Here is a 21301-nt window from a genome sequence, read left to right on the forward strand (position 1 = left end):
TCCGCAGGCAACGGGCGTTTTTAACCTGCGAGTGCATTAAAGTCGCCCCTGAGCATGAAGCCATTCCCGCAGCAGGAACAGCGCGCTCACGTTACGGGCTTCGTTGAAGTCTTCTTCATCAAGCAGCGTCATCAGCTGCGCTAGCGGCCAGCGAACCTGCGGCAGCGGCTCTGGCTCATCGCCAGGCAGCGATTCCGGATACAGCTCTTCCGCCACCAGGATATTCATCTTGCTGGAGAAATAGGACGGAGCCATGCTGAGCTTTTTCAAAAACGTCAGCTTTTGCGCGCCAAATCCGACCTCTTCTTTCAGTTCGCGGTTGGCGGCTTCCATAACGCTTTCGCCAGGATCGATCAGGCCTTTCGAAAAGCCCAGCTCATAGGACTCGGTACCAACAGCGTATTCGCGAATCAGGATTATGTGGTCATCGACAATCGGCACAATCATCACGGCTTCACGGGTAGAAGGCCGCATCCGTTCATATACGCGGCGCACCCCGTTGCTGAACTCAAGGTCCACGCTTTCAACATTAAAAAGGCGCGAGCGCGCGACTGTTTCAACGTTGAGAATGGTGGGTTTTTGTAATGATTTGCTCATTGTCATCGGTCTATGCTGTGATTACAGAGGGCATTGTGCGATACGCAGCACGGTTTCGGCAATCCAATTCGCCACTAATTTACATAGTTGCAACCTTTTCGTTTTGAAACCTATTATCACAAAGACTCAAAAGTCAATAGGTTGACCAGTATTTGAGAATATACCGATTCCTGGATTTTAACGTTTTTGATAAGGTTGTATGCTGCTGCATTGCACAATAGATGTTCCCGCTTTGACAGGATAAGTGCCGATGGCAACGGCTGTTTTACCTGCATGATGAATGGCAACCGACGATACCAATAAGAAAAGAATAACTATGATGGGATGGGCATGGGCACCTTTCTGATATTTTTGTTAGCTCTGCTAATCTGCGCATTGCTTATCGGGTGGTGGTATCGCTCGCATGCCAGACGTCGCCGCCTGCCGCTGCTGCACGCCTTTAGCGATGCCGCTACGCGCAACCTCTCCGATGAAGAGCGCAGCGCCGTAGAAAAATACCTCGAAAGTCTCAGCCGCAACCAGCAGTTGCCAGCTTCAGGCGCCAGTACCGCGCCGCTAAACCTGATGCTGAACGAACAGAGCGATACCGTTTATAGCGTTACCCGAGCGATCACTCGCTACGGCATCACCACGGACGATCTCAACAAATGGCGCTACTTCCTTGATTCAGTAGAAATTCATCTGCCCCCATTCTGGGAGCAACATATTAATGACGAGAACAGCGTCGAATTAATCTCCACCACGAGCCTACCGCTGGTGATTGCGCTTAACGGGCAGACGCTGAGCGACTATCCGCAGGAGTCCCGTGGTTTCGCCCTTGAACAAGCCCCGGCGACCCAGGCATCTATCCGCGGGGAAGAGAGCGAACAAATTGAGCTGCTCAACATCCGCCCGGAAACGCCCGAAGAGCACGCACTGAGCCGCCCCGACGGCCTTCGCGAAGCTATTCTGGCAGTCTCCGCGTTCCTGCTGTTTTATTGTAGCCTGATCGCCCCCGACGTCTTTTCGCCCTGGCTTCTCGGCGGCGGTATACTGCTACTTCTTGCCAGCGTATGGGGAATCTACGCGCCGCCGCGCAAAACGTCGCTGCGGGAAATTCATTGTTTGCGCGGTATGCCTAAACGCTGGGGGTTGTTTGGTGAAAACACCCAGGAGCATACCAACAATATTTCTCTCGGCATTATTGACCTCATCTACCCGCGCCACTGGCAACCGTGGATCGCGCAGGACCTTGGCCAGCAAACGGATATCGACATCTATCTCAGCCGCCATGTAGTCCGCCAGGGACGCTATCTGTCGCTGCACGATGAGGTTAAAAACTTCCCGCTTCAATACTGGCTTCGTAGCACGATTATCGCCCTGGGAGCACTACTGGTTGTTGTCATGCTGTGGGCCAGCGTTCCGCTAAACATGCCGTTTAAATTCACGCTGTCATGGCTAAAAGGCGCACAGACCATCGAAGCCACTACGGTCGCCCAGCTGGAGAAATCGAAAATTCGCATTGGCGATACGCTGCGCCTGAAAGGCTCGGGAATGTGTAACATTCACACCCCGGGCGCGTGGACAGCAAAAGAGAACTCGCCGTTTATGCCGTTCGATTGTTCACAAATCGTCTGGAATGATGCGCCTCCCCTGCCCTTGCCGGAGTCAGATATCGTCAGTAAGGCCGCCGCGCTGATGCAGACCGTTCAGCGCCAGCTCCACCCCGAATCCGATGACGATTCGCGGGTCAGCCCGGCGCTACGCTCCGCTATTCAGAAATCCGGCATGGTGCTGTTGGATGACTTTGGCGATATCGTCACCAAAACCAACGACCTGTGCTCTGCGAAAGACGATTGCGTTCGCCTGAAGAATGCGCTGGTTAACCTCGGTAACACCCGTAACTGGGAAACGCTGACCAAACGCGCCAGCGCGGGCAAACTGGACGGGGTTAACGTGCTGCTGCGTCCGGTAAGCGCGGAGTCGCTGGAGAATCTGGTTACCACCTCCACCGCGCCGTTCGTCAGTCGGGAAACCTCACGTGCCGCTCAGGCGCTGAATAGCCCGGCGCCTGGCGGTTTTCTGATTGCCAGCGATGAAGGCAGCGACCTGGTCAATCAGCCCTGGCCAAGCACCGGATTATACGACCTCCCTGCGCACCAGCAGTGGAGTGAACTACGGCGCCTGGCGAGCATGTTGATGCACACGCCGTTCCAGGCTGAAGGTATCGTCACCAGCCTTTATACCGATGCTAACGGCACGCAGCATATCAACCTGCACCGTATCCCTGACCGCACTGGCCTGTGGCGCTACCTCGGGACAACGCTGCTGCTGCTGGCCATGCTGGGCTGCACGGCGTATCACGGCATCCAGGCTTTTCGTCGCTATCAGCGCCATCGCCAGCGCCAGGAAGAGATCCAGAAATACTACGAAAGCTGCCTGAATCCGGTTCTGCTCTCCTCGCCGGACCCGCAAGAATAATTCTCTGTACGGCGGGGTGTGATACCCTGTCGCGCAATTTCCCTTCGCTGGAGACTTACCATGCATTTTGATATCGCCTGGCAGGAGGTTGATACCGTTCTGCTGGATATGGACGGCACGCTGCTCGACCTCGCTTTCGACAACTACTTCTGGCAAAAACTGGTTCCCGAAACCTGGGGCGCCGCGCGCGGGCTCAACCTGCAGGAAGCCAGAGACGCGATGCGCCAGGAATATCATGCGGTGCAACATACGCTAAACTGGTACTGCCTGGACTACTGGAGCGAGCGCCTGGGTTTGGATATTTGTGCGATGACCAGCGAGCAGGGGCCAAGGGCGACGCTACGTGATGATACCGTGCCGTTCCTTGAGGCGCTTAAAACCAGCGGTAAGCGCCGGATTTTGCTGACTAACGCGCATCCGCACAATCTGGCGGTGAAGCTAAAACATACCGGGCTGGATGCGCACCTTGATTTATTGCTTTCCACCCACACATTTGGTTATCCGAAAGAAGATCAGCGTCTGTGGCACGCTGTGGCTGAAGAGACCGGCTTCGACGCGCGTAATACGCTCTTCGTCGACGATAACGAGGCGATTCTGGACGCGGCGGCGGAGTTTGGCATCCGCTATTGCCTGGGCATCACCAACCCAGATTCCGGACTGGCGGAAAAAAGCTACGTTCGTCATCCCGGATTGAATGACTACCGGCATCTGATCCCCTCGCTGACCCTACAGGAGAGGCCATGAAAGAAAAACCCGTCGTAGCCGTCAGGCTGGACAAATGGCTGTGGGCAGCCCGCATTTATAAAACCCGAGCGCTGGCGCGCGAGATGATTGAAGGCGGCAAGGTACACTACAACGGACAGCGTAGTAAGCCGGGAAAAGTGGTCGAACTCAACGCCACCCTGACGATCCGCCAGGGCAATGATGAACGCACTATCGTGGTAAAAGGCATTACCGAACAGCGCAGACCTGCCAGCGAAGCCGTCGCGCTCTATGAAGAGACGGCAGAGAGCATCGAGAAACGCGAGAAAATGGCGCTGGCGCGAAAAATGAACGCGCTAACCATGCCGCATCCCGACAGGCGTCCGGATAAGAAAGAGCGCCGCGACCTGATGAGATTTAAACACGGCGATAGTGAATAACTGTGGCCCGCAAGAGAGATGATTATGACTCAACACGATCAATTACACCGCTATCTGTTTGAAAACTATGCCGTACGTGGTGAGCTGGTGACAGTTTCTGAAACGTTAGAACAGATCCTGGCTAACCATAGCTATCCGCAGCCGGTGAAAACCGTGCTCGCGGAACTGCTGGTCGCCACCAGCCTGCTGACCGCGACGCTGAAATTCGCTGGCGATATCACCGTTCAGCTGCAGGGCGATGGCCCGCTGTCGCTGGCGGTGATCAACGGCAACAACCAGCAGCAGATGCGCGGCGTAGCCCGCGTCCAGGGCGAGATCCCGGATGGAGCGGATCTGAAAACTATGGTCGGTAACGGATATCTGGTCATCACCATCTCTCCGGAAGAGGGCGAGCGCTATCAGGGCGTGGTCGGCCTTGAGGGAGACACCCTGGCAGCCTGCCTGGAAGATTACTTCCAGCGTTCCGAACAGCTGCCGACCCGGCTGATCATCCGCAGCGGCGAGCACGAAGGCAAACCGATGGCCGGCGGCATGCTGCTGCAGGTTCTGCCGGCGCAAGATGCGCAGGCGGCTGATTTTGAACATCTGAGCACGCTGACCGAAACCATCAAAGCTGAAGAGCTGTTTACCCTGCCAGCGAACGATGTGCTCTGGCGTTTGTATCACGAAGAGGAAGTCACCGTTTACGAACCGCAGAACGTCGAGTTTAAGTGCACCTGCTCTCGCGAACGCTGCGCCGGCGCGCTGAAAACGCTGCCCGATGAGGAGATTGATAGCATCCTCGCCGATGAGGGTGAGATCGATATGCACTGCGACTACTGCGGAAATCATTACATCTTTAATGCAATGGATATTGCCGAGATCCGCAACAACGCCTCTCCGGCCGACCCGCAGCTCCACTAATCCTCATTTCGTCAGGAGCGAGCTCCCCTCTCGTTCCTGACGTCAACCTTTTTCATCCGCGTGATGAATCGATTCCCCATGAAAGAGTTACGTAATTTTCTTTCAGGTAAGCGATTACATTCACATTTCAACAGTTTTTTTAATTACTTTTTAACCATTAAGAAACATCTACCCCCACCGACGCATCAATTCCTGAGATAATCCCCTATGCCTCGTGACAGGAGTCACAACGTTTTTCGTAAGTCCGTCGTTTGTCGAGATACGTAAATCTATGAGCCTGGTCGCGGTCTATACCCCGTAATAACCCCTACAATTTAAAGCAGTACATATTGGCTAAGGAGCAGTGACATGCGCGTTAATAATGGTTTAACCCCGCAGGATCTCAAGGCTTATGGTATCAATGACGTCCAGGATATCGTCCATAACCCCAGCTACGATACTTTGTATCAAGAAGAGCTCGCCCCCAATCTGGAAGGTTATGAACGTGGCGTATTAACAAATCTTGGTGCAATCGCCGTAGATACCGGTATTTTTACCGGCCGTTCTCCAAAAGATAAGTATATCGTTCGTGACGACACCACCCGCGATACGGTGTGGTGGGCTGATAAAGGCAAAGGTAAGAACGACAATAAACCGCTGTCAGAGGAAACGTGGCAGCACCTGAAAGGACTGGTCACCCGCCAGCTCTCCGGCAAACGTCTCTTCATCGTTGACGCCTTCTGCGGCGCTAACGCCGACACGCGCCTGAGCGTCCGCTTTATTACCGAAGTCGCCTGGCAGGCGCATTTCGTGAAGAACATGTTTATTCGCCCGAGCGATGAAGAACTGGCAAACTTTGAGCCGGATTTCATCGTGATGAACGGCGCCAAATGCACCAACCCGCAGTGGAAAGAGCAGGGTCTGAACTCCGAAAACTTCGTCGCCTTTAACCTGACCGAGCGCATCCAGCTGATCGGCGGTACCTGGTACGGCGGCGAAATGAAAAAAGGGATGTTCTCGATCATGAACTACCTGCTGCCGCTGAAGGGCATCGCTTCCATGCACTGCTCCGCCAACGTCGGGGAAAAAGAGGATGTCGCTATCTTCTTCGGGCTTTCCGGTACTGGCAAAACCACCCTTTCCACCGACCCGAAACGCCGCCTGATTGGCGATGATGAACACGGTTGGGACGACGACGGGGTATTTAACTTCGAAGGCGGCTGCTACGCTAAGACGATTAAGCTTTCAGAAGCCGCAGAACCGGATATCTATCATGCGATTCGCCGCGATGCTTTGCTGGAGAACGTGGTCGTACTGGCCGACGGCACCATCGACTTTAACGACGGTTCGAAGACCGAAAATACCCGCGTCTCCTATCCGATCTACCATATCGAAAACATCGTTAAGCCGATATCCAAAGCGGGTCATGCCACTAAGGTTATCTTCCTGACCGCCGACGCGTTTGGCGTTCTACCTCCGGTTTCTCGCCTGACCGCCGACCAGACCCAGTACCACTTCCTGTCTGGCTTTACCGCCAAGCTGGCCGGTACCGAGCGCGGCGTCACGGAGCCGACGCCAACCTTCTCCGCCTGCTTCGGCGCCGCGTTCCTTTCGCTGCACCCGACGCAATACGCTGAAGTGCTGGTAAAACGCATGCAGGCCTCCGGCGCGCAGGCCTATCTGGTCAACACCGGCTGGAACGGCACCGGCAAACGTATCTCGATCAAAGATACCCGCGCCATTATCGATGCGATCCTTGACGGTTCGCTGGACAATGCCGAAACCTTCACGCTACCGATGTTTGAGCTGCAGATCCCGACCGAGCTTCCGGGCGTGGATACTCATATCCTCGATCCGCGCAACACCTACGGATCGCCGGAGCAGTGGCAGGAAAAAGCGGAGCAGCTGGCGAAACTGTTTATCGAGAACTTCGAGAAGTACACCGATACGCCAGCGGGCGCTGCGCTGGTGGCCGCAGGGCCAAAACTGTAATCGGTTCAGCAGAAAATACAAAGCCGGGAATCACTTCCCGGCTTTTTTAACGCTCCCCGTCAGGCGGGTTTCTTCTTACTTGCCGACTTACGCCGCTTATCCAGATCCTTAATCAGCTTATTCACCTGCTCATCGGCAAACATCGCCTCGAGCGTGGTGGAGAGCTTGCGACGCCAGTTTGGATACTCCGTGCTGGTGCCCGGAATATTGACCGGCTCGGCCATCTCCAGCCAATCTTCCGGCTGCAGGCCCAGCAGCGCGCTGTTGCTGTCGGCAATATAGCGCTGCATACCGCGATTCAGGGTTGAGGTCATCGCCATCAGCGACGCTTTATGCCCGGTACGCTTCGGCAGACAGCCGTAGCGGTGCAGAGCATCCAGCAGCCCCTGCTTCGCCAGCTCGCGATCCTGATAAAGTCCGCGCAGCACCACCTCATCCGGATACAGGCCAAGCGATTTCCCCAGCGTCAGGTCGCCGCTTTCCCAGTAGCCGCGCAGCGTTGGCAGGTCATGCGTCGTTGCCACAGCCATTGATTGCTCCGGATACGCCTTCGGCGCACGGAAAGTCTTCTCGTGGTCATTTTCGAAATAGAGCACTTTGTAAGAGTAAACGCCGCTTTTTCGCAGCTTACCGACGATCTCAACCGGTACGGTTCCCAGATCCTCGCCGATCACCATACAGCGGTGACGCTTACTCTCCAGCGCCAGAATCGACAACAGATCGTCTACCGGATACTGAACGTAAGCACCGTGATCGGCCGTCTCACCGTAAGGGATCCACCACAGACGCAGCACCGACATCACGTGATCGATGCGCAGCGCCCCGCAGTTTTGCATATTAGCGCGCAACAGCTCGACAAATGGCTCATAGGCGCGCGCCACCATGATATGCGGGTCCATCGGCGGCAGGCCCCAGTTCTGTCCCAGCGGACCCAGAATGTCCGGCGGCGCCCCGACGGAGGCTTTCAGACAGTACAGCTCGCGATCGCACCAGGTTTCCGCTCCGCCTTCCGCAACGCCGACCGCCAGATCGCGATACAGGCCGATCGGCATGGCATCGTTCTGGCTGGTATGCCAGCACTCGGCGAACTGGGTGTAAGCGAGCCATTGCAGCCACAGGTAAAAATTCACCTCGTCGGCATGCTCGGTACAGAATGCTTTAACCTCCGGGCTATCGGTATCCTGGTAAGCCTTCGGCCACGCGGGCCAGCCCCAGCGCATCGGATCCTGCTTAACCTGCCAGGCGTGCAGCGCGTCATACGCCGCCTGCCAGTACAGACTTTCGCCCTCACGGGTCACAAACTGACGGAACTCCGCCGTCGTCTCATCATTGCGCGCGGAAAAACCTTTCCAGGCCATGCGCAGCGCAGTGAGCTTAAGAGCGGTCACGGCAGTATAGTCAACGTCATCGGTCTGGCGCGCGGCCTGTAAGGCTTGCTGCGTGGCCGATGATTGCCACCATTTTTGCGCCTCTTTGCTGTGACGGAAATCGTCCACCGCGTTGACGTCGATATAGATAACGTTGAGCCAACGGCGTGAAGAGGGACTGTACGGGCTGGCGCTCTCCGGGTTAGCCGGGTAGAGCGCGTGAATCGGGTTAAGCCCAATAAACGCGCCGCCGCGGCGAGCGATTTCCGGCAGCATAGCGCGCAAATCGCCGAAGTCGCCAATTCCCCAGTTCTTCTCCGAGCGCAGCGTATACAGCTGCACGCAGGTTCCCCACAGCTTCTTACCATCCTTCAGCGCCTGCGGTTCATAGCAGCGCGCGGGCGCGACGATAACCCGACAGTGGCTGCGCTCGCCGTCCTGAGTCAGCGTCAGCGTGTGATACCCTTCCGGCAATTTTGCCGGCAGCGGCAGGGTTTCTCCGCCGCGCGCCTGGCCCTGATACTGTTTCCCTTCTTCGGTGGTGAGGATCCAGTGAAACTCCCCCTGGCCCGCCACCGGCAGAGACATCTTTTTGCCATAGGTGAACACCTGCACCGCAGGCAGCGGATCAACCGTCGCCTTCACGGCAGTCGCTGTACGATGCATCGCATCAAGCAGCCGCTGCTTGGTCGCCGCAGCAATAGACTGCGGCTTACCGTGAGCATTGATGTAGCTTGGGCTTATCCCCGCCGCCAGGGCAGCGTTATCAAGGCGTTTACTCTCCATAGGCCTGTCCTTAGCGTTTTGCCTGCCAGATACGTTGCTGATAATCGCGAATCGAACGGTCGGAGCTGAACATGCCGCAGCGCGCGGTGTTCAGAATCGTTGCGCGCGTCCAGGCTTCCTGGTCGCGATACAGCTCATCAACCTGCTTCTGCGCCGCCACGTAGGCTTCAAAATCCGCCAGCACCAGGTACGGGTCGCCGCCTTTCAGCAGACTGTGCAACATCTGGTCGAAGGCATGCTTATCACCATCGCTATATTTACCGCTCTCCAGCTCTTTCAGCACTGCATCCAGCAGCTTATCTTTCTTCCGCCACTTCAGCGGGTCGTAACCTTTGGCCTTCAGCGCTTTCACTTCTTCCACAGTATGACCGAAGATGAAGATGTTCTCTTCGCCCACCTGCTCAGCAATTTCAACGTTGGCGCCGTCGAGGGTTCCCACGGTCAGCGCGCCGTTCAGCGCCAGCTTCATATTGCCGGTACCGGAGGCCTCTTTGCCCGCCGTAGAGATCTGCTCAGAGACATCCGCCGCCGGGATCAGCATTTCCGCCGCCGAGACGCAGTAGTCCGGCAGGAATACGACTTTCAGCTTATCGCCTACCAGCGGATCGTTATTGATCGCTGCGGCAACTTTGTTGATCGCCCAGATAATATTCTTCGCCAGGTAGTAGCCCGGAGCCGCTTTCGCACCGAACAGGAACACGCGCGGTACGCGGTCGGCCTGCGGGTTCTCGCGGATTTCTTTGTACTGCGCGAGGATATTCAGCAGGTTGAGGTGCTGGCGTTTATATTCGTGCAGACGCTTAATCTGAATATCGAAAATCGCCTGCGGATTAATTTCGATACCGGTACGCCGCTTCACAAACTCCGCCAGACGAACCTTGTTGGCCAGCTTAATCTCACGATACGTCTGACGGAACGTCGCGTCATCAGCATATTTTTGGAGGTTGATCAGCTGGTCGAGATCGTTGGCCCACTCTTTCTTCAGCGTTTTATCCAGCAGCGCGGCCAGCGCCGGGTTACACTGCTTGATCCAACGACGCGGGGTAATGCCGTTGGTGACGTTATGGAATTTGTTCGGCCACAGCTGGTGATATTCCGGGAACAGATCTTTCACCACCAGATCGGAGTGCAGCGCGGCAACGCCGTTAACCGCAAAGCCGCTGACCACGCACATGTTCGCCATACGAACCTGTTTGTCGTGCACCACCGCCAGCTTCGCCCAAACCTGCTTGTCGCCCGGCCAGGTTTTATCCACCAGCGTTTTAAAGCGGTCGTTAATCTGTTTGATGATCTGCATGTGGCGCGGCAGCAGCGCTTTTACCAGCTTCTCATCCCAGCACTCCAGCGCTTCCGGCATCAGGGTGTGGTTGGTGTAAGCAAAAGTTTTGCTGGTAATCGCCCAGGCGTCGTCCCAGCTCAGCTGGTGCTCGTCAATCAGCACGCGCAGCAGCTCCGGAATCGCAATCGTCGGGTGAGTATCGTTCAGCTGAATAACTTCATAATCCGCCAGCTCTGCCAGCTTGCGACCTGCCAGATGATGGCGACGCAGAATATCGGCAACCGAGCAGGCGCACTGGAAGTACTGCTGCATCAGACGCAGTTTTTTACCCGCCTGATGGTTATCGTTCGGGTAGAGGACTTTCGTCAGTTTTTCGGCGTCAATGCCCTGCTGTTCGGCACGCAGGAAATCGCCGTCGTTGAATTTAGTCAGGTTAAACGGATGCGCGTGCTTAGCCTGCCACAGACGCAGCGGCTGAGCCACGTTGTTGCGGTAGCCCAGCACCGGCAGATCCCAGGCTTCGCCGGTAATCACAAATGCCGGAACCCACTCACCATTTTTAGTCACTTTACCGCCGAGGCCCACCTGTACGTCCAGCGCTTCATTGTGGCGGAACCACGGGTAGTTGCTACGTCCCCAGTCATCCGGCGCTTCCATCTGCTGCCCGTCAGCGAAAGACTGGCGGAACAGACCGTACTGATAGTTCAGGCCGTAGCCGGTGGCCGACTGACCCACGGTTGCCATTGAATCCAGGAAACATGCCGCCAGACGGCCGAGGCCACCGTTGCCCAGGCCCGGGTCGATTTCCTCTTCCAGCAGGTCGGTCAGATTAACGTCATGCGCCTGTAGCTCATCGCTGACCTGCTGATACCAGCCAAGGTTGAGCAAATTGTTGCCGGTCAGGCGACCAATTAAAAACTCCATTGAGATGTAGTTTACGTGACGCTGCCCTGCGGCCGCTTTCGCTACCGGCTGAGCCGACAACAGCTCGGACAGCGCACCGCTTACGGCGCGCCACCATTGACGCTGGGTCATCTCGGAAGCGGACTGTAAACCAAAATGCTGCCACTGACGCGTCAGTGCAGCCTGAAACTGAGCTTTGTTAAAAGAAGTCTGTGACATAAGAAATCCGGGTCCTTTACTAAAACGTTAGCGTTAGTGTGCCGACCTCCCGGAGTCACGTCCTCATCCCGCCAGGGATTAGCCGGGGAGGAGTAGCAGGGATGAGCGAAAAGTGTGATCGTGGCCACTATTACGTTAGCTTACCGGCAAAATTATGCTGCAAAATTCGCCGCTGCGGAACCCGCAATCTGCCCCTCCTGGCGAACAAAACTTTGTTACAAGCCTGGATGATAAAAAGGCCATAAAATGCCGTTTTGTAAATATGGCGAAATAAAAGTAAATATTCGAAGAATAAACGGACTTTAATGCAGAAATAACTCAAAAAGATGACTTATAAGAATAAGCTGATAATATTTTAATAAAAACAAACAACTACTTAGATTGTAAAAAAAGATTAGCCTGTCGTGCCTGAATTTCCCGCAAGCCCAGAAACCGCGTACGCTGCCCTCCTTTATATCAATTTCACTCGATGTCAAAATTTGTGACATAGAGCAAATTCAAGAGCATAAAACTCGGACATAACTTGCAATAAAATTCATTATGGCCGACCTTATTGGGTATTAATTACGAAGCGCAAAAAAATTCGCAATCCCTCCCTTGCACAGCGAAATGAAGAACTATGTTGATTCCGTCTAAATTAAGTCGTCCGGTCCGCCTTGAACACACTGTGGTTCGTGAGCGATTACTGGCGAAACTTTCCGGCGCGAACAATTATCGTCTCGCGTTGGTGACCAGCCCGGCTGGATACGGTAAAACCACGCTCGTTTCTCAATGGGCGGCGGGGAAAAATGACCTTGGCTGGTTCTCGCTGGATGAAGGTGATAACCAACAGGAGCGTTTTGCCAGCTATCTCATCGCCGCCGTTCAGCAGGCGACCGGCGGCCACTGTGCAGCCAGCGAGGCCATGGTGCAAAAGCGCCAGTACGCCAGCCTGCCTTCCCTCTTCGCTCAACTGTTTATCGAACTGGCCGACTGGCAGCGCCCGCTATTCCTGGTGATTGATGATTACCATCTAATCACCAACCCGGTTATTCATGATGCAATGCGCTTCTTCCTCCGCCACCAGCCGGAAAATATGACTCTGGTGGTGCTGTCGCGTAATCTGCCGCAGTTGGGTATCGCCAACCTGCGCGTACGCGATCAGCTGCTGGAAATCGGCAGCCAGCAGCTCGCTTTTACCCATCAGGAGGCCAAGCAGTTTTTCGATTGTCGTCTCAGTTCGCCTATTGAGGCCGACGACAGCAAAAGGCTGTGCGACGATGTTGCCGGCTGGGCCACCGCGCTGCAGCTGATTGCCCTCTCGGCGCGCCAGAACAACACTTCCGCGCAACACTCCGCCCGTCGTCTTGCCGGTATTAATGCCAGCCATCTTTCTGACTATCTGGTCGATGAGGTGCTGGATAACGTCGATCCGCGAACGCGTAATTTCCTGCTGAAAAGCTCGCTGCTGCGCTCAATGAACGATGCGCTCATCGTCCGCGTCACCGGCGAAGAGAATGGCCAGATGCAGCTGGAGGAGATTGAACGCCAGGGGCTATTCCTGCAACGGATGGACGATTCCGGCGAATGGTTCCGTTATCATCCGCTGTTTGGTAATTTTCTGCGCCAGCGCTGTCAGTGGGAGCTGGCGGTCGAGCTGCCGGAAATTCACCGCGCGGCGGCCGAGAGCTGGATGGCGCAGGGCTTCCCGACCGAGGCTATCCATCACGCCCTGGCGGCGGGCGACGCTAAAATGCTGCGCGATATTCTGCTCAATCACGCATGGGGCATGTTTAACCATAGCGAGCTGAGCTTGCTGGAACAGTCTCTCGCCGCGCTACCGTGGTCAAACCTGCTGGAAAATCCGCGGTTAATTCTCCTGCAGGCCTGGCTGATGCAGAGCCAGCACCGCTATAGCGAAGTGAATACCCTGCTGGCCCGCGCCGAGCAGGAGATGGATACGGAAATGGACACCGCCATGCACGGCGATTTCAACGCCCTGCGTGCCCAGGTGGCGATCAACGCCGGCGATCAGGACGAAGCCGAGCGCCTGGCGATGGTGGCACTTGATGAGCTGCCGCTGGCCAGCTACTACAGCCGAATCGTGGCGACCTCGGTACACGGCGAAGTGCTGCACTGCAAAGGCCAGCTGAGTAAATCGCTGGCGGTCATGCAGCAGACGGAACAGATGGCCCGCCGCCATGACGTCTGGCACTACGCGCTATGGAGCATGATTCAGCAAAGCGAAATCCTGTTTGCGCAGGGTTTCCTGCAGGCCGCCTGGGAAATTCAGGAAAAAGCGTTCCAGCTCATTCGCGAACAGCATCTGGAGCAGTTGCCGATGCATGAGTTTTTGCTGCGTATTCGCTCCCAGCTGCTGTGGGCATGGGCGCGGCTGGATGAAGCGGAAACCTCCGCGCGCAACGGTATGAACGTGCTTTCGTCCTACCAACCGCAGCAACAGCTGCAGTGCCTGACGCTGATGGTGCAGTGCTCGCTGGCGCGCGGCGATCTGGATAACGCCCGCAGCCATCTGAATCGCCTGGAGAATCTGCTTGGCAACGGTCATTACCATAGCGACTGGGTATCCAATGCCGATAAAGTCCGGGTGATCTACTGGCAGATGGTCGGCGATAAAGCCGCCGCGGCAAACTGGCTGCGTCAGACGCCCAAACCGGAATTCGCTAACAACCACTTCCTGCAGAGCCAGTGGCGCAATATCGCCCGCGCGCAGATCCTGCTCGGTGATTTTGATTCCGCTGAAATGGTGCTGGAAGAGCTAAACGATAACGCCCGCTCGCTGCGTCTGATGAGCGATCTCAACCGCAACCTGCTGCTGCTCAACCAGCTCTACTGGCAGGCCGGGCGTAAAAGCGAAGCGCAGAAAGCGCTACTGGAAGCGCTCACCCTCGCCAACCGCACCGGGTTTATCAATCATTTTGTCATTGAAGGTGAAGCGATGGCGCAGCAGCTGCGCCAGCTGATTCAGCTCAATACCCTGCCGGAGCTCGAGCAGCACCGCGCCCAGCGTATTCTGCGCGATATTAACCAGCATCATCGCCACAAATTCGCCCACTTTGACGAGAGCTTCGTCGAGCGGCTGCTGAACCACCCGGAAGTGCCAGAGCTCATCCGCACCAGCCCGCTAACCCAGCGCGAATGGCAGGTACTGGGACTTATCTATTCCGGCTACAGCAATGAGCAGATTGCCGGCGAGCTGGACGTTGCCGCCACCACGATTAAAACGCATATTCGCAATTTGTATCAAAAGCTGGGCGTCGCGCACCGCCAGGATGCCGTTCAGCATGCCCAGCAGTTGCTTAAAATGATGGGATATGGAGTCTAATTCCTGCGCGATCTGTGGAAAACTATTCTGTTTTACCTAAAACGCTAACGCATTGTTATGTCATTAAAAAAGCCAGCGAAACGATCCCCTCGCCCCTTCGGGGAGAGGGTCAGGGGAAGAACATGCGCAAAACAGCCCTCATTCCGGCCTTTTCCCGAGACAGAAGAGAATCACCACTTTACGTTTCCGGCGATACCGCAAAGTTTAATCGCGAACCTGAATAAGATAGCCAATATCACTCGGTTCACAGGTAAATCGGATCGGCAGAAACCGCTCAACCACCGCGATATTGGTCAGCAAATGCGCCGATACTTCCGCGACGGTAAACGCACCTTCGCCCGCCAGCGCCAGCGGTAATATCAGCTGGTCGGCCAGATATTCCCCCACAGCCGCTTTGCTTGCCAGATAGCGTTTGGCCTGCGAAGCAAGCTGGTGCGCAACCTTTTCAGCACTCACGCCTTTGGAGCCAAAAGCCATAAACAGCTCCGTAAGATGTTCGCACTCCACGGTCAGCGACAGCGTATTTCCCGGCCCGGCGCCGCCCTCCAGCACGCGAATTTTTTTATCTGCCAGCGGCAGCCAGGCCTCCAGCGCTATCACTTCGCGCTCGCCAACGTGGTAAGGAACCGCCGCCAGCAGCGCTTCTGCGGTGAGGCAATTCGTTTCACCACGCGAAAGCAGCTGTAGCCCGCTGAGTGACGCACTCGGCGCCACTTCCGTTAGCGCGGCGCCGCCCCCGGCCGGATAGAAGCCATGCTTGATCAAAGCCGTACGCTGGTTTATACCCATCTTCGCCAGCAGCGGCTCCCAGACGCGGCAAATGAAATCCGCGCTCGGGGCCGCCTGATTATGCGTGCCGCCGCTGACTTCGATGCGGGCCGGGCTATCGGCAAACCAGAGCGCCGGTAACACCGTTTGCAGCACCAGCATGCAGCTACCCGCGCTGCCGATGGCAAATTTATACGCTCCGCCGCGAATCGGCCCAGGGACAAAACGCAGCCGCTGCGAGCCCAGCTCATCGCCGCTCAGCTGAGCGCTACAGATCTCGGCCGCCGCCCGTACCGCCGTGAGATGCTGGCGCAGCAGGCCCGGTTTAGCGCGACCGGCGCGGATGCCGATAATCTCAAACGGCTGGCCGGTTATCATCGACAGGCTCAGCGCCGAGCGCAAAATCTGCCCGCCGCCTTCTCCCTGCGCGCCGTCCAGCGTAATCATCCTTTTCATTACATTATCCTTTCACGCATACCACCTGACGCAGGGTATGCACAATTTCCACCAGATCGGACTGCGCGGCCATCACCGCGTCAATGTCCTTATAGGCCATCGGGATCTCGTCGATGACGTTTGCATCTTTACGGCATTCTACATGCGCGGTGGCGCGAATCTGATCCTCTACGCTAAACAGCTTTTTCGCTTTGGTACGGCTCATCACGCGTCCGGCGCCGTGGCTGCATGAACAGAACGACTCCGGGTTACCGAGTCCGCGAACAATAAAGCTTTTCGCGCCCATCGATCCCGGAATAATCCCGTACTGACCGCGCCGGGCGGATACCGCCCCCTTACGGGTAACGTAAATCTCCTCCCCAAAATGCTGCTCTTTTTGCACATAGTTATGGTGGCAGTTAATCGCCTCGCTCACCAGCGTAAAGGGCTTGTCGATGGTTTTACGCAGCGCCAGCAGCACGTTTTCCAGCATCGCTTCACGGTTGGCGCGCGCATAATCCTGGGCCCAGCTCACCGCCCGAACGTAATCCACGAAATGCTCGCTGCCTTCAGAGAAATAAGCCAGATCGCGCGAGGGCAAGTTCGCAATATGCTGCTCCATATCTTTTTGCGCCATTTCAATAAAATAGGTGCCTATGGCGTTACCAATTCCGCGTGAACCGGAGTGCAACATCACCCAAACCTGCTGCGCCTCATCGAGGCAAATTTCAATAAAGTGGTTACCGGTTCCCAGCGTTCCCAGGTGCTTGTAGTTATTGGTGTTAAGGAAGCGCGGATATTTACTGGTTAGCCATTGAAACTCCGCATGCAGCGTTGACCAGTGCGCGTCAACGTTAGCCGGTGGATTTTCCCATGCCCCCGCGTCACGACGGCCCCGCCCGGTCGTCCGTCCGTGCGGCACGGCGGCTTCAATCGCACTACGCAATTCAGCAAGGTTATCTGGAAGATCCGCCGCCGTTAAGCTGGTGCGCAGCGCATTCATTCCGCAGCCGATATCCACGCCAACCGCAGCCGGAATAATCGCACCGAGAGTGGGGATCACGCTTCCGATTGTCGATCCTTTACCAAGGTGCACATCGGGCATAACGGCAACATGGTTGAAAATAAACGGCATCTTTGCCGTGTTAATCAACTGCTGGCGCGCTTCGTCTTCCACGGGTACGCCCTTAGTCCACATTTTCACCGGGGCGTTCTGGGTGGCCATCAATTCATAATTCATTGTCTTTTCTCATTTTATTAATAGGGCGGCGACAAGTTGTGAAGCATCTTAACGCCGGCTTAACCGGAGCCGCATCATGAGAACTTGCCGGCGCGTTATAACGGCGGAACGGAACTGAAGTAGATTAGCCATCTGATTTCCTGGTTCCGTTATTCTCCATGACAGTGTCTTTGCAACCTGCGTGCCAGATTATAAAAATAAAATTATTTGTTTGATTTTTATGGGTTATTTATTTTCACCCGCACTTCATTCAAAAAGACACTGCGTGCGGGAAGCGAAAGTACGATAATTAAATATCGTCTTTTATAAGGAAATCTAAGATGCGTAAAACGGTAGCCTTTGGTTTTGTCGGTACGGTACTGGATTATGTTGGCCGCGGCAGCCAGCGCTGGGAGAAATGGCGGCCAACCTTATGCCTGTGTCAGCAGGAAACACTGGTTGTTCATCGCCTTGAGCTGCTTTACGACGCCCGTTCGCGCGGCTTGTTTGAGACCTTAAAGCAGGATATCGCCAGCGTATCGCCGGAAACGGAGGTCGTCGGCATTGAGATGGCCATCCGCAATCCATGGGATTTCGAGGAGGTTTACGCCTGCCTGCACGATTTTGCCCGCAGCCACCGGTTCCATCCTGAAGATGAAGACTATCTGATACACATCACCACCGGCACTCACGTGGCGCAGATCTGCTGGTTCCTGCTGGCCGAAGCGCGCTATCTCCCGGCGCGACTGGCGCAAACCTCCCCGCCGCGGAAGAAAGACAAGCCCCATACCCCGGGCGGCGTGACGATCATTGACCTCGACCTCAGCCGCTATAACGCTATCGCCAGCCGCTTCGCCCAGGAACGGGAAGAGACGCTTAACTTTTTGAAATCCGGTATCGAGACCCGTAATCCGCGCTTCAACCGCACGATCGAGAATATTGAGCGCGTCGCTATCCGCTCCCGTTCGCCGATTCTGCTGAACGGCCCCACCGGCGCAGGTAAATCATTTCTTGCCCGCCGCATTTATGAGTTAAAGCTGGCGCGCCATCAGTTTAACGGTCCGCTCGTCGAGGTGAACTGCGCCACCCTGCGCGGTGATACCGCAATGTCGACGCTGTTTGGCCATGTCAAAGGCGCTTTTACCGGCGCAAGGGAAGAACGGGCTGGCCTGCTGCGCAGCGCTAACGGCGGAATGCTTTTCCTGGATGAGATTGGCGAACTGGGAGCAGATGAACAAGCGATGCTGTTGAAGGCCATTGAGGAAAAACGCTTCTATCCCTTCGGCAGCGACCAGCAGGTCAGCAGCGATTTTCAGCTCATCGCCGGCACCGTGCGCGATTTGCGCCAGCGGGTTGCGCAGGGCCAGTTCCGCGAAGATCTCTACGCACGTATTAATTTGTGGACCTTTGAACTGCCCGGTCTGCGTCAGCGCCAGGAAGATATCGAACCCAATCTCGAGTATGAAATGGAGCGTCACGCCGCGCTAACCGGCGACAGCGTGCGCTTTAATACCGAAGCGCGCCGCGCGTGGCTGACGTTCGCCACCTCGCCCCAGGCGGCGTGGAGCAGCAATTTCCGCGAACTGTCCGCCAGCGTGACCCGCATGGCGACCCTGGCGGAAAACGGTCGCATCACGGTAAGCACGGTGGAGGATGAGATTGAACGGCTGCGCTACAGCTGGAACGATCGCCGCCCCTCAGCGCTCGACGCGCTACTGGGGGCGGAGGTGGAAAATCTTGACCTCTTTGACCGCCTGCATCTACAAAACGTCATTGCCGTATGCCAGCAGGCAACAACGATTTCCGATGCCGGACGCCAGCTCTTTAACGTTTCACGCCTCGGCAAAGCAATGGTCAACGACGCGGACCGGCTGCGCAAGTATCTGGCGCGCTTCGGCCTGGGCTGGGAAATGCTAAAGGATCAGCACAGCTCCAGCTGAAGGTTGTTATCGGTAATCACCTTCAGTACCCCTGCGGGCGGCATCACATCGGTATAGACCGCATCAACCATGCTGATGCTGCCCATATTCACCATCGCATTGCGGCCGAATTTGGAATGATCAACCACCAGCATTACGTGGCGGGAGTTTTCAATAATCGCCCGTTTGGTGCGCACTTCGTGGTAGTCAAACTCCAGCAGCGAGCCATCGCTGTCGATGCCGCTGATGCCAAGAATGCCAAAATCGAGTCGGAACTGAGAGATAAAGTCGAGCGTGGCCTCACCGATAATACCGCCATCCCGGCTGCGCAGCTCGCCGCCGGCCAGAATGATGCGGAAATCCTCTTTCACCATAAGCGTATTGGCGACGTTGAGATTATTGGTGACGATGCGCAAATCGTTATGGTTAAGCAACGCATGGGCCACCGCTTCCGGCGTGGTGCCGATATCGATAAACAGCGTCGCGCCATCGGGAATTTCACTCGCGACCTTACGGGCGATGCGCTCTTTTTCCTGGGTCTGGGTCGACTTCCTGTCGTGCCAGGAAGTATTCACCGAACTGGAAGGCAGCGCAGCGCCGCCGTGGTGGCGCAGAATCATTTTCTGATCGGCTAAATCATTCAGGTCGCGGCGAATGGTCTGGGGGCTGACGGCAAACTGTTCGACCAGTTCTTCGGTACTGACGTATCCCTGTTTTTTTACCAGCTCGATAATCGCGTCATGACGTTGTGTTTGTTTCATGAAATATCCCTGGGAATCTCTACGTTCGTTTTCGCACATTCTGCGTATCAACAAACGCCATCGCCAGCCCGGTCACCAGACCAGCCACGTGCGCACCGTTCGCAATCGACATGCCGAAAACATCAAACCATCCAGCAACTAACCATACTAAGGAGAAGAGTATCAAGCCGCGCTGTAAATAAACGCCGCTCTGCGGATCGCGCTCGCCCCGTAGCCAGACATAGCCCATTAGCGCATAGACTACGCCGGAGAGTCCGCCAAACCACGGGCCGCTGAACTGATGCTGCACAAAGCCGCTCAGCAAAGCGGCGATCACCGTAATCACAACCAGCTTGCCGCTGCCGATTCGCTTTTCTACCGCCCCGCCGAGGTACCACCACCATAGCAGGTTGAACAGAATATGCATCAGCGAGAAGTGCATAAGGGCATGGCTAAAGTAGCGCCAGACTTCAAATTTCAGCGAAGGATCGTAGGGCCAGGCCAGCAGCATCATGACCGGTTGATCGCCAATGACCGATTGCAGGACAAAGACGGCGATGCAGGCGAAGAGAACGCTCCAGGTAACCGGCCCGGCGTTGTGGCGAAGCGTCGCTAAAAAAGGGAATCGCTGGTAGTGCAGCCCGCTATTGGTGTGCCCCGACTGCCAGCTGGCGGCCAGATAGCGCGGATCGGCTGGATTTTCAAGAAATCGGGCCAGTTCGGCCTGCACGCGCGCGGCCTGGCTCTCGTCAGCCAGCCAGATATCGCTCTGTGTATGCTGCTGAATAGTCAAAATAATTCCCTGCGTCGCCATATAGTCGACAAACGCCTGGGCCACGCGCGGGTTGGCAAAAGAGGTAATCATTAACATGCAGCGGTTCGCTTATTCCACACAAAGGGGGATATTATAGCCACAACCTGCGCTAACGCCTAAACTGCGCCATGCGCGACTTCCGCCGGAAAATGCCGGTGCCAGGCATCAAACCCGCCGTCCACGCTGTACACCTTGTCGTAACCCTGCTGCAGCAGATATTGCGCAGCGCCCTTGCTGCTATTACCGTGATAGCACATCACCATGACCGCCGTATCAAAGTCGTTGTCGCGCATAAACGCGCCCAGCGTATCGTTGGTCAGATGAAACGCGCCCGGCGTATGGCCCATCGCGAAGCTTTGCGGGTCGCGGATATCCACCAGCACCGCCGTCTGCTGATGCATTTTCTGGTGGGCTTCTTCTACGTTAATACATTCAAAGTGATCCATAAGCTCTC

General features: G+C 55.9%; 15 protein-coding genes. 7 read left to right on the forward strand and 8 right to left on the reverse strand.

Annotated elements, in window-relative coordinates; translation table 11 throughout:
• Positions 1-36 precede the first annotated feature (36 nt).
• Entirely contained in the window at positions 37-597 is a 561-nt protein-coding gene (gene nudE / locus ABLV11_RS04300; RefSeq protein WP_126488120.1) for an ADP compounds hydrolase NudE, read from the reverse strand.
• Between the two features lie 330 nt (positions 598-927).
• Between nudE and ABLV11_RS04305 the strand changes: the two genes are divergently transcribed.
• The 5 genes from ABLV11_RS04305 (at position 928) to pckA (ending at position 7073) form a co-directional block, all read left to right on the forward strand.
• On the forward strand, positions 928-3057 hold the full coding sequence (locus tag ABLV11_RS04305; RefSeq protein ID WP_126488118.1) for an intracellular growth attenuator family protein: 2130 nt from the start codon (positions 928-930) through the stop codon (positions 3055-3057).
• 60 nt (positions 3058-3117) lie between these two features.
• Positions 3118-3801 (forward strand): GMP/IMP nucleotidase, encoded by a 684-nt coding sequence (yrfG, locus tag ABLV11_RS04310; RefSeq protein WP_004106458.1) that lies wholly within the window; start codon positions 3118-3120, stop codon positions 3799-3801.
• The gene (hslR, locus tag ABLV11_RS04315) at positions 3798-4199 is read left to right on the forward strand and encodes a ribosome-associated heat shock protein Hsp15 (protein WP_004115998.1); all 402 of its coding nucleotides are present in this window, start codon (positions 3798-3800) and stop codon (positions 4197-4199) included. The genes yrfG and hslR overlap by 4 nt, the downstream gene beginning before the upstream one ends.
• A gap of 18 nt (positions 4200-4217) precedes the next feature.
• Entirely contained in the window at positions 4218-5102 is an 885-nt protein-coding gene (gene hslO, locus ABLV11_RS04320) for an Hsp33 family molecular chaperone HslO (RefSeq protein ID WP_172598496.1), read from the forward strand.
• Positions 5103-5450: 348 nt separating this feature from the next.
• Positions 5451-7073 (forward strand): phosphoenolpyruvate carboxykinase (ATP), encoded by a 1623-nt coding sequence (pckA, locus tag ABLV11_RS04325; protein ID WP_004106463.1) that lies wholly within the window; start codon positions 5451-5453, stop codon positions 7071-7073.
• Between the two features lie 59 nt (positions 7074-7132).
• On the opposite strand, the gene malQ is transcribed toward pckA, so the two are convergent.
• Positions 7133-9226 carry a 4-alpha-glucanotransferase gene (gene malQ, locus ABLV11_RS04330; RefSeq protein WP_032729092.1) on the reverse strand — a complete coding sequence of 698 codons (2094 nt, stop codon included), beginning with the start codon at positions 9224-9226 and terminating at the stop codon, positions 7133-7135.
• Between the two features lie 10 nt (positions 9227-9236).
• Positions 9237-11627 (reverse strand): maltodextrin phosphorylase, encoded by a 2391-nt coding sequence (malP, locus tag ABLV11_RS04335; protein WP_126488114.1) that lies wholly within the window; start codon positions 11625-11627, stop codon positions 9237-9239.
• 619 nt (positions 11628-12246) lie between these two features.
• Here malP and malT point away from each other — a divergent pair.
• Positions 12247-14952, forward strand: coding sequence for an HTH-type transcriptional regulator MalT (gene malT, locus ABLV11_RS04340; RefSeq protein ID WP_016810016.1), 2706 nt, complete (start codon positions 12247-12249; stop codon positions 14950-14952).
• Positions 14953-15156: 204 nt separating this feature from the next.
• Here the strand turns inward: malT and rtcA are convergent, their stop codons facing one another.
• Both rtcA and ABLV11_RS04350 read right to left on the reverse strand, forming a co-directional pair.
• Positions 15157-16176 (reverse strand): RNA 3'-terminal phosphate cyclase, encoded by a 1020-nt coding sequence (gene rtcA, locus ABLV11_RS04345; protein WP_126488109.1) that lies wholly within the window; start codon positions 16174-16176, stop codon positions 15157-15159.
• A gap of 4 nt (positions 16177-16180) precedes the next feature.
• Entirely contained in the window at positions 16181-17395 is a 1215-nt protein-coding gene (locus ABLV11_RS04350) for an RtcB family protein (protein WP_004106475.1), read from the reverse strand.
• 320 nt (positions 17396-17715) lie between these two features.
• Here ABLV11_RS04350 and rtcR point away from each other — a divergent pair, with 320 nt between their 5' ends.
• Complete coding sequence (gene rtcR, locus ABLV11_RS04355; RefSeq protein WP_348855194.1) at positions 17716-19314, forward strand: RNA repair transcriptional activator RtcR; 1599 nt, start codon at positions 17716-17718, stop codon at positions 19312-19314.
• Here rtcR and ABLV11_RS04360 read toward each other — a convergent pair.
• From ABLV11_RS04360 to glpE, 3 genes are read right to left on the reverse strand one after another with little or no spacing between them, the layout of a single operon-like run.
• Positions 19296-20054: a DeoR/GlpR family transcriptional regulator gene (locus ABLV11_RS04360; RefSeq protein WP_004106478.1), complete on the reverse strand. Its 759-nt coding sequence runs from the start codon at positions 20052-20054 to the stop codon at positions 19296-19298. The two genes, rtcR and ABLV11_RS04360, sit on opposite strands and share 19 nt — an antisense overlap.
• 19 nt (positions 20055-20073) lie before the next feature.
• Positions 20074-20904 (reverse strand): rhomboid family intramembrane serine protease GlpG, encoded by an 831-nt coding sequence (gene glpG, locus ABLV11_RS04365; RefSeq protein ID WP_016810020.1) that lies wholly within the window; start codon positions 20902-20904, stop codon positions 20074-20076.
• A gap of 59 nt (positions 20905-20963) precedes the next feature.
• Complete coding sequence (gene glpE, locus ABLV11_RS04370; protein WP_004106481.1) at positions 20964-21293, reverse strand: thiosulfate sulfurtransferase GlpE; 330 nt, start codon at positions 21291-21293, stop codon at positions 20964-20966.
• Between the last annotated feature and the right edge of the window lie 8 nt (positions 21294-21301).

It is taken from the genome of Klebsiella sp. GW_Kp181, assembly GCF_040062315.1.
In the GTDB taxonomy this organism is placed as follows: Bacteria; Pseudomonadota; Gammaproteobacteria; order Enterobacterales; family Enterobacteriaceae; genus Klebsiella; species Klebsiella oxytoca.

What these genes read in the sequence shown, in the direction of transcription:
- nudE (WP_126488120.1), bottom strand. Translation starts at nt 597, where the DNA reads ATGAGCAAATCATTACAAAAACCCACCATTCTCAACGTTGAAACAGTC.
- ABLV11_RS04305 (WP_126488118.1), top strand. Translation starts at nt 928, where the DNA reads ATGGGCACCTTTCTGATATTTTTGTTAGCTCTGCTAATCTGCGCATTG.
- yrfG (WP_004106458.1), top strand. Translation starts at nt 3,118, where the DNA reads ATGCATTTTGATATCGCCTGGCAGGAGGTTGATACCGTTCTGCTGGAT.
- hslR (WP_004115998.1), top strand. Translation starts at nt 3,798, where the DNA reads ATGAAAGAAAAACCCGTCGTAGCCGTCAGGCTGGACAAATGGCTGTGG.
- hslO (WP_172598496.1), top strand. Translation starts at nt 4,218, where the DNA reads ATGATTATGACTCAACACGATCAATTACACCGCTATCTGTTTGAAAAC.
- pckA (WP_004106463.1), top strand. Translation starts at nt 5,451, where the DNA reads ATGCGCGTTAATAATGGTTTAACCCCGCAGGATCTCAAGGCTTATGGT.
- malQ (WP_032729092.1), bottom strand. Translation starts at nt 9,226, where the DNA reads ATGGAGAGTAAACGCCTTGATAACGCTGCCCTGGCGGCGGGGATAAGC.
- malP (WP_126488114.1), bottom strand. Translation starts at nt 11,627, where the DNA reads ATGTCACAGACTTCTTTTAACAAAGCTCAGTTTCAGGCTGCACTGACG.
- malT (WP_016810016.1), top strand. Translation starts at nt 12,247, where the DNA reads ATGTTGATTCCGTCTAAATTAAGTCGTCCGGTCCGCCTTGAACACACT.
- rtcA (WP_126488109.1), bottom strand. Translation starts at nt 16,176, where the DNA reads ATGAAAAGGATGATTACGCTGGACGGCGCGCAGGGAGAAGGCGGCGGG.
- ABLV11_RS04350 (WP_004106475.1), bottom strand. Translation starts at nt 17,395, where the DNA reads ATGAATTATGAATTGATGGCCACCCAGAACGCCCCGGTGAAAATGTGG.
- rtcR (WP_348855194.1), top strand. Translation starts at nt 17,716, where the DNA reads ATGCGTAAAACGGTAGCCTTTGGTTTTGTCGGTACGGTACTGGATTAT.
- ABLV11_RS04360 (WP_004106478.1), bottom strand. Translation starts at nt 20,054, where the DNA reads ATGAAACAAACACAACGTCATGACGCGATTATCGAGCTGGTAAAAAAA.
- glpG (WP_016810020.1), bottom strand. Translation starts at nt 20,904, where the DNA reads ATGTTAATGATTACCTCTTTTGCCAACCCGCGCGTGGCCCAGGCGTTT.
- glpE (WP_004106481.1), bottom strand. Translation starts at nt 21,293, where the DNA reads ATGGATCACTTTGAATGTATTAACGTAGAAGAAGCCCACCAGAAAATG.